The 926-nt window shown below is 48.7% G+C and carries 1 pseudogene; it reads right to left on the bottom strand.

Annotation, left to right across the window (positions count from 1 at the left end):
- A pseudogene (vcrD, locus tag R7O13_RS25015) lies at window positions 1-926 on the bottom strand (SctV family type III secretion system export apparatus subunit VcrD); the annotation flags it as partial.

Raw genomic sequence — 926 nt, 5'->3', positions numbered from 1 at the left:
TGTTGATCTGCTGAGTGAGTTCTTGAAACGATAGAACGGGCAAATCGTAATATTCGGATTCAATCAGCTTTCGAACATAACGACGCACATCCATAGAAACCACCAGAACAGGCTTGTTCGGCATACGGCTTAAATCGCCTACAGTCTGTTTTACGTCGCTAACAAATTGCTGCGTAACCGAAGGATCAAGCGCTAAGTAGCTGCCCGCCGAGGTTTGTCGAATACCGCTGCGAATCGTGTCTTCGAGGCTCTGATCGAGAAGGTACGCCGGCAGCATGTTCTGACCGCTCGCGTACTTGTAACAGATGTAACGCTTTAAGCTTGAACGAATGTATTCCGTCAACTGGACGACATCTTTTTCCTTTTGTCCCCACTCGACCATGGCCTCCAAAATGACGCGAAGGTTACGAATCGAAATGTCCTCAGACACCAAACGCTGCAAAATCTCCGTCATTTTTTGTAGCGGGACGATGCGCTGCGCCTCTTTCACCAGTTCAGAATAACTGCCTTCCATTTGCTCAAGTAGGTAGCGAGTTTCTTGAATCCCAATGAAGTCTTGCGCGTACTCTTTCAATACGTGTGATAGATGGAACGTCAAAATGCGGTCTGGTGTAAGGAAGCCGACATGGCTCGCAGTCAACTTCTCTTGATAGCTTTGTGCGACCCAAAGACTCGAGACTCCTGGGAGGAAGTCGTCATCTTGCTCAAACGGCACACCAAGCAACTCAATCTGGTCGCTTCCTTCTGTGACCAGCAATTTGTCTTTCTCAATACGACCACGTGCAACGGGCACTTCTTGCAACTGAATCAAGTATTCGCCGTTTTTCATCCCGTCGTTAAAACGCAAGTGAATTCCCGGAAACGGTACGCCAAGATCGAGATACAACGCGCGTCTTACTCTGGCGAGTTCGTCGTTCAGTGCGACG

Source organism: Vibrio sp. Y176 (genome assembly GCF_033438945.1).
This window is presented reverse-complemented; position numbering and strand designations above follow the sequence as displayed.